Origin of the sequence: Micrococcus sp. HMSC31B01 (assembly GCF_001816085.1) — a bacterium.
GTDB classification, from domain to species: domain Bacteria; phylum Actinomycetota; class Actinomycetes; order Actinomycetales; family Micrococcaceae; genus Micrococcus; species Micrococcus luteus.
Genome location: NZ_KV825445.1, coordinates 1 through 7,238 on the forward strand (window position 1 = coordinate 1; position 7,238 = coordinate 7,238).

Sequence of the window (7,238 nt, forward strand, 5' to 3'; positions counted from 1 at the left end):
GCCGGCCCGTCGGTCACGGCGTGCGGTCGACCGGCACCAGCTCCACGTCCTCGAGCCGTCCGTCCCGCGCCACCGCGCGTATCAGCGTGCACACCGGCTGCCGCCGCCGGTCCGTGCAGGAGCCGGGGTTGAGCAGCCGCAGGCCCGGGTTCGCGGTCTCCGGCCCGGCCACGGTGTCCCACGGGATGTGGCTGTGCCCGAAGACCAGCACGTCCGCGTCCGGGAACGCCGCGGCCATGCGGCGCTCGCGGCCGGCCGCCGGGCCCGTCTCGTGGACCATCGCGATCCGCACCCCGCCGAGCTCCACGCGCGCCACCTCGGGCAGCCGCGCCCGCGGCCCCGGCCCGTCGTTGTTGCCCCACACGCCCACCAGCCGGGCGGCCCGCGCGTCGAGGTCGTCGAGCACGTCCTCGGCCACCCAGTCGCCGGCGTGGAGCACGACGTCGGCCCGCGCCACCTCGGCCCGCACCTGCGCAGGCAGGGCGCGGGCGCGCCGCGGGATGTGGGTGTCGGCGATCAGGAGCAGGCGGACGGCGACGTCGTCGGGCACGGTCCGCCTCACCGCGCCGCGAACGCGCCGAGCCAGAGCGCCAGCGGCAGGCCGACGATGAACACCGCCACGAATCCGCGCACCAGCCACCGGCCCGCCGGGGTGGCGAGGTTGACCGTCACGCCCACGCCGTAGCCGGGGCGTTTGGCGGGGAAGACGGCCGGGTCCTCGGGGTCGCGCTTGAGCCCCAGGGGCGTCCACACCTCGTCCTCGGCGAGCTCCGCGGCCGTGGGCCGGTGCCCGAGGTCCGCGGCGACGCGGTCCGCCCAGCGCGTCCACCGCCGGGTGCCGGCCCGCATCGCCGGGAAGATGCCCACCATGAGCACGGTCAGCGTGAGGGGCAGGAGCCACCAGGCCATCGTCCACGCCCCGGCGGCGAGCACCTCGGCCGTCGTCGGGGCCAGCACCAGCACGATGAGCACGCACGACCACCCGAGGCACGCCTGGACCCCGCGGTGCACCCCCGGCTGGCGCACGCGCCGCCACGGGGACAGCCCCGGATCCATGGGAACCAGGGCAGTGACCATCGCGGAGACCAGGGCCAGGAACCCCGTCATGCCGAGGCCGATCAGCGGCCCCGTCGCCACCGTGCCGAACGAGGCGTCCTCCCACGCATCCGGTCGCCCGTCGACGCCCCAGTGCGTGGGCACGCGCTCCGGCAGGCCCGGCAGGGCGACGAGGGCCCACCCCAGCAGCGCCAGGCACAGCGCGGCCGCGAGCAGGAACGGCAGCCACGGACGCAGCCGGCCACGGCGCAGGGCGGCGCGCTCGGCGGCGGGGACGTCGGCGGGGACGGGATGGGGCGGGTGGGTCATCGACCCAGGCTAACTTCGGCCCCCGCCCGCCACACCGGGTGACCGGCCCGTCCAGACGGCGGCCGCGCACGCCGCGATCACCAGCAGCATCCCCGCCAGGTCCAGCGGGGTGAGCTCCTGCCCGCGCACGGCCCACGCGGTCAGCGCCGCCGCGATCGGCGAGAGGCACGTCAGCAGGGAGAACAGTGCGGTCGGCATGTGGCGCAGCACCTGCAGGTCGATCCCGTACGGCACCGCCGTGGACAGCAGCGCCACGGCCAGTCCCACGCCCAGCACCACGGGAGAGAGCAGGGCCGTACCCGCCGTCGCGACGCCGACCGGCAGCGCCACGAGGGACCCGGCCGCCGTCGCCAGGGCCAGCCCCTGCACCCCCGGCAGATGGGTCCCCGCACGCCGGGAGAGCAGGATGTACGCCGCCCAGCACGCCGCCGCGGCCAGCGCGAGCGCCACCCCCACCGGGTCCAGCCCCGCGCCGCCGATCCCGCCGTCCGCGCTGAACCCCTCCCGGCCGAGCACCCCGATCCCGACGAGCGCGAGGGCCGCCCACGCCGCCGACCGCCATGACGGCCGCGCCGCCACGGACAGCGCCAGCGGCCCGAGCACCTCGAACGTCACGGCCACGCCCTGCGGGATCCGCGCGAACGCCTCGTAGATGGCCAGGTTCATGCCGGTCATGGCCGCACCCAGCCCGACGACGGCGGCCCACCCCCGGGGACCCAGGCCGGCGAGGGCGGCGCGGCTCGGCCGGGTGACGAGCAGCAGCACGGCCGCGGAGAACACCACGCGCAGGGCGACCATGGCGGACGCGCCGACGTCGTCGAACAGCAGGCCCGCCACGGACGCGCCGAGCTGCTGACTCAGCAGCGAGAGCAGGACGAGCAGGACGAGACGCACGGGCTCAGCCTAGGGCCGCGCCGCGTCACCCCGGCCCCGGCCGGAGCCCTCCCCGCGACCGGCCCGCCGAATGTGACGGCCGCCGGCACACCGCCCCGGAACCGTTCCTAGCGTGGGCCTCCATACGACCCAGCGACCCCCACGACCCGCGGCACCGCGCCCGGCGGGCCGCCCGCCTCCGGACCGAGGAGATCGACATGCCGCTCACCGACCCGACGGACGCGTCCGCGCCGCCCGCCGCCACGCCCGTCCCGCTCGGCGCCGTCCCGCCGCTCGAGCGCCCCGCAGACCTGCCCCGCGACCTGGCCGGCCTGCGCCGCCACTTCGCCCCGGTGTTCGCGCGGATCGCCGAAGGCTCCCGCGAGCGCGACCGCCGCCGGATCCTCCCGTTCGAGGAGGTCCGTGCCCTCAACGAGGCCGGCTTCGCCACGCTGCGGGTCCCCGCGGAGGCCGGTGGGCCCGGTGTGGACGTGCGGACCGCCGTGGCCCTGCTGATCGACCTGGCGGAGGCGGACGCGAACGTCGCGCACCTCTACCGCTCGCACCTGGGATTCCTCGACTCCCTCCGCTTCCAGCCCGAGGCCGTCCGCGAGCGCTGGCATGCCCGGATCCTGGCCGGCGCCACGGTCGGCAACGCATCCACCGAGAAGGGCGGCAACGCGCTGGGCACGCTCAACACGGTCCTCACCCCGGCACCCGCGGGCGACGGCCCGTGGACCCTGACTGGCACCAAGTTCTACGCGACCGGCTCGATCTTCTCCTCGCACACGCGCGTCTCCGCCGCCCAGACCGACGCGGACGGGCGACCGGCCCCGGGCCGGCGCTTCGCCGTCGTGCCGGTGGAGGCCCCGGGTGTGCGTCTGGACGACGACTGGGACGGCTTCGGCCAGCGCCTGACCGGCACCGGCACCGCGGTGTTCGACGGCGTCGCCGTGCCGCCGCAGGACGTGCTCGACCGGGCACCCGGCAGCGCCGAGGCGGTCTACGAGGCGGCGTGGTTCCAGCTCATCCTGCTCGCCGTCCTCGCCGGGATCGCCCGGGCGGCCCGTCGGGACGCCGCCGACGCCGTGGCCGTCCGCGTGCGCACCTTCAACACGGGCCTGGGCCTGCCGTTCCGGGAGGACCCGCTGATCCAGGAGGCCGTCGGGCGGATCGCGGCCAAGGCGTTCACGGCCGAGGCCGCGGTGCTCTCGGCGGCGGACGCCCTGGATGCGGCGCTCGCGGACCACGAGGCCGGCCGCACCGGCTCCGGCGCCCCCGAGGAGGTGCCCGCCTCCTTCACGTGGGCCGAGCTGGCGGTGGAGCACGCCCAGGTGACCGTCCCGGAGCTGGCCCTCGGCGCCGCCCAGGAGCTGTTCCTCACCGGTGGGGCCTCCGCCACGAGCACCGCCAAGGGCCTGGACCGGCACTGGCGCAACGCGCAGACGGTGGCCACGCACAATCCCATCGCGTTCCGCGCCCGGGCGATCGGCGACTTCTGGATCAACGGCACCGTGCCCGAGGGCCTCAACGCGATCGGCGACGCCCCGGCCGCCTCCGCGCCCCTCGGCGCCGACGCCCCCGCCTCCGGGGAGGCCGCCCGATGAGCACCCTGCGCACCCACCGTCGCCGGGCCGTGCTCGGCTCGTTCATCGGCACCACCATCGAGTGGTACGACTTCTACCTCTACGGCCTGGCCGCCGCGCTCGTGTTCAACGTGCAGTTCTTCCCCGGCCAGACCGCGTTCGGGGCGACCCTCGCCTCGTTCGCCACGCTCGCCGTCGGCGTCGTGCTGCGCCCGCTGGGCGGGATCGTGGCCGGCCACTTCGGGGACCGCGTGGGCCGCAAGGCCCTGCTGGTCATCTCGCTGCTGCTGATGGGCGGCGCCTCGATGCTCATCGGCGTCCTGCCCACGTTCGCCCAGGCGGGCTGGTGGGCGGTGGCCGGGCTCGTGCTGCTGCGCTGCCTGCAGGGCCTCTCCGCCGGCATGGAGTGGGGCGGCGCCGCCCTGATGTCCGTGGAGCACGCCCCCGCGGACCGGCGCGGCCTGTTCGGCTCGTTCACGCAGGTCGGCTCCTCGGCCGGCATGCTCCTGGCCACCGGCGCGTTCTCCCTGGTCAAGCTGGCCACCACCGACGAGCAGTTCGCCGCGTTCGGCTGGCGCCTGCCGTTCCTCGCCTCGGGTCTGCTCGTGGTGGTGGGCCTGGCCATCCGCCTCGGCGTCGAGGACTCGGCCGAGTTCCGCGTGCACCGGGACGCCGGGACCGTCAGCCGCGCGCCCGTCGTCGAGCTGCTGCGCCATCACGCCCGCCCCGTGCTCGTGACCGCCGGCCTGCGTCTCGGCCAGAACGGCCTCTACTACCTCGTCACCGCGTACCTGGTCAGCTACCTCGTGCTCCGCGGCGCCGACGACGGCGTCCTCGTCTCCGCCATCATGGTCGCCTCGGCCATCGGGCTGGTGAGCACCCCCTTCTGGGGCGCGGTCTCGGACCGGGTGGGCCGTGCCCGGGTGTCCCGGGTCGGGTACGCGCTCACGGCGGTGGCGGGCTGGGTGCTGTTCGCCGTCGTGGATGCCGGCGCGCTGGCGGTGCTGCCGCTCGTCGTGGTGCTGGTGATCAACGTGGCCCACGACAGCGTCTACGGTCCGCAGGCCGCGTGGTTCGCCGAGCAGTTCCCGGTGCGCGTGCGGTACTCGGGCGTGAACCTGGGCTATCAGCTCGGCACGGTGGTGGGCGGCGGGTTCGCCCCGTTCATCGCGGCGCTGCTGTACGAGGTCGGCGGCCACACGCCGTGGCTGATCGCCGCGTACCTGACGCTGCTGGCCACGCTCTCGCTGATCGCCTCGCGCTTCGCCCGTGACCCCGTGGCCCGCCCCGAGACGGACCTCGTGGCCGACGACGCCGCCATCCTGGCCGCACAGGCGGACGGGCCGGCCGTCGATGCCGCCCCCGGTGCCGCCGCGGTGACCGCCCGCCCCGACCGTGCCCCCGTGACCCTGGAGACCCGATGACCGCGACCCCCGCCCCGTTCATCCTCAGCGCGTTCGACATGGTGACGCCCGTGCACCAGTCGCCCGGGCTGTGGCGGCACCCCGAGTCCCGCGCCCACGAGTTCGACCGGCTGTCCTTCTGGACGGACCTGGCCCGCACCGTGGAGGAGGGCGGGTTCACCGCCGTGTTCCTCGCGGACATCCTCGGGCTGTACGACGTGCACGGCAGCGGCGTGGACGCCACGGTGCGCGGCGGCGTGCAGTGGCCGCTGCTGGACCCGTTCACGGTGGTCTCGGCGATGGCCGCCGTCACCGAGCGGGTGGGCTTCGGCGTCACCGCGTCCGTCACCTACGAGCAGCCCTACCTGCTGGCGCGCACGCTGACCTCGCTGGACCACTTCACGGAGGGGCGCATCGCATGGAACGTGGTGACCGGCTACCAGGACTCGGCCGCACGCAACCTCGGCCTGGACCGGCAGCCGGGCCACGACGAGCGCTACGACCGCGCCGACGCCTACCTCGACGCCATGTACCGCCAGTTCGAGGGGTCCGTGGAGCGGGACGCCGTCGTGGCGGACCGCGAGTCCGGGGTGTTCGCGGACCCGGCGAAGGTGCACCCGATCGGCGTGGAGGGCCCGCACGTGCGCCTGCCCGGCGTCGCGCTCGCGCACCCCGGGCCGCAGGGCACCCCGTTCCTGTTCCAGGCCGGCGCGTCCTCGCGGGGGCGACGGTTCGCGCTCGAGCACGCGGAGGCGGTCTTCTACATCGGCCCGACGACGGCGCACGTGCGGCGGTTCGTCGAGCAGACCCGCGAGGGCCTGCGGGAGGCCGGCCGCCCCGAGGACGCGATCCGCGTGCTGGCGATGGTGACCGTCGTCGTCGCGGACACGGACGAGGAGGCGCAGGCGCGGCTGGCCGAGTACCACGAACACGTGGACGTGGAGTCCGCGCTCGCGCTGTTCGGCGGCTGGACGGGGGTGGACCTGTCCGGCCTGGACCCGGACGCCGAGCTGGAGCACGTGGAGAGCGAGGCCTCGCGGACGGCGCTGGCCGCGTTCACCACCCAGTCGCCGGACCGTCGCTGGACGGTGCGCGAGGTGGCGGAGTTCGTGAGCGTGGGCGGGCGGGGGCCGGTGATCGTGGGGTCCCCGGCCACCGTGGCCGATGAGCTCGAGCGCTGGCACCGCGAGACGGGCGTGGACGGCTTCAACATCTCGGCGGCCGTGCGCCCGACGGACCTCGAGCGGTTCGCCCGGCTCGTGAGCCCCGAGCTGCGGCGGCGCGGCCTGCTGCGTGAGCCCGAGGCGGGGCGGACCCTGCGCGAGAACGTGGCCGGCGGGGGACCGCTGCTGCCGGAGGACCACCGGGGGGCCCGGTTCCGCTGACCCCGACGCCACGGGAAAACGTCACGCTGACGTGCGCTAATCCGTCTCGTCGTGGGAGAGTGGGGGACGCGTACCCGCGCAGACCCCGCCCCGACCCCAGGAGGCCCGCATGGCCCGGCCCCAGACCGTCCTCACCGTGGTGGCCGCCCGCCGGCTCACCCCGCACCTCGTGCGCCTGACCCTCGGCGGTGAGCAGTTCGACGCCGTCCATGCCCGCTGGGCGGAGAAGGGCGCCACGGACCAGTACGTGAAGCTGCTCTTCGCCGACCCCGCGCTCGGCCTCGAGCCCCCGTACGACCTGGACGCCCTCCGCGAGCGCCTCGCCCCGGAGCAGCTGCCGGTCCGCCGCACCTACACGGTGCGCCACATGGACGCGGCCGCCCGCACCATGGATGTCGACTTCGTGGTCCACGGTGCGTCCGACGGCGGCGCCGCCCCCGGGCACGACGGTGGCCTGGCCGGGGCGTGGGCGGCGTCCGAGCCGGTGGGGCAGCAGGTCGCGTTCCTGGGTCCCGGCGGCGCCTACCGGCCCGACCCCACCGCCGACTGGCACCTGCTCGCCGGCGACGAGGCCGCGCTGCCGGCGATCGCCGCCGCCCTCGAGGACCTCGCCGCCACGGACGCCG

At 76.0% G+C, this 7,238-nt stretch carries 7 protein-coding genes; 4 read left to right on the forward strand and 3 right to left on the reverse strand.

The genetic code is table 11. From position 1 onward, the window contains the following. Positions 1 to 13: 13 nt before the first annotated feature. From HMPREF3105_RS12055 to HMPREF3105_RS12065, 3 genes are read right to left on the reverse strand one after another with little or no spacing between them, the layout of a single operon-like run. Positions 14 to 550, reverse strand: coding sequence for a metallophosphoesterase family protein (locus HMPREF3105_RS12055; RefSeq protein ID WP_063189892.1), 537 nt, complete (start codon positions 548 to 550; stop codon positions 14 to 16). Positions 551 to 558: 8 nt separating this feature from the next. Next, positions 559 to 1,365 carry a DUF1648 domain-containing protein gene (locus HMPREF3105_RS12060; protein ID WP_063189893.1) on the reverse strand — a complete coding sequence of 269 codons (807 nt, stop codon included), beginning with the start codon at positions 1,363 to 1,365 and terminating at the stop codon, positions 559 to 561. Between the two features lie 9 nt (positions 1,366 to 1,374). Beyond that, entirely contained in the window at positions 1,375 to 2,259 is an 885-nt protein-coding gene (locus tag HMPREF3105_RS12065) for an EamA family transporter (RefSeq protein ID WP_063189894.1), read from the reverse strand. Between the two features lie 197 nt (positions 2,260 to 2,456). Here HMPREF3105_RS12065 and HMPREF3105_RS12070 point away from each other — a divergent pair, with 197 nt between their 5' ends. The 4 genes from HMPREF3105_RS12070 to HMPREF3105_RS12085 all read left to right on the forward strand — a co-directional run. Next, positions 2,457 to 3,845, forward strand: coding sequence for an acyl-CoA dehydrogenase family protein (locus HMPREF3105_RS12070; protein ID WP_020624946.1), 1,389 nt, complete (start codon positions 2,457 to 2,459; stop codon positions 3,843 to 3,845). Beyond that, the gene (locus tag HMPREF3105_RS12075) at positions 3,842 to 5,248 is read left to right on the forward strand and encodes an MFS transporter (protein ID WP_070709836.1); all 1,407 of its coding nucleotides are present in this window, start codon (positions 3,842 to 3,844) and stop codon (positions 5,246 to 5,248) included. Before HMPREF3105_RS12070 ends, HMPREF3105_RS12075 begins: the two co-directional genes overlap by 4 nt. Further along, complete coding sequence (locus HMPREF3105_RS12080; protein WP_020621427.1) at positions 5,245 to 6,612, forward strand: LLM class flavin-dependent oxidoreductase; 1,368 nt, start codon at positions 5,245 to 5,247, stop codon at positions 6,610 to 6,612. The genes HMPREF3105_RS12075 and HMPREF3105_RS12080 overlap by 4 nt, the downstream gene beginning before the upstream one ends. 109 nt (positions 6,613 to 6,721) lie before the next feature. Continuing rightward, a partial coding sequence (locus HMPREF3105_RS12085; RefSeq protein WP_141762543.1) for a siderophore-interacting protein occupies positions 6,722 to 7,238 on the forward strand: 517 nt, incomplete at its 3' end.

Coding starts and splice junctions, on each gene's coding strand:
- HMPREF3105_RS12060 (WP_063189893.1), bottom strand. CDS start 1,365: ATGACCCACCCGCCCCATCCCGTCCCCGCCGACGTCCCCGCCGCCGAG.
- HMPREF3105_RS12080 (WP_020621427.1), top strand. CDS start 5,245: ATGACCGCGACCCCCGCCCCGTTCATCCTCAGCGCGTTCGACATGGTG.
- HMPREF3105_RS12070 (WP_020624946.1), top strand. CDS start 2,457: ATGCCGCTCACCGACCCGACGGACGCGTCCGCGCCGCCCGCCGCCACG.
- HMPREF3105_RS12075 (WP_070709836.1), top strand. CDS start 3,842: ATGAGCACCCTGCGCACCCACCGTCGCCGGGCCGTGCTCGGCTCGTTC.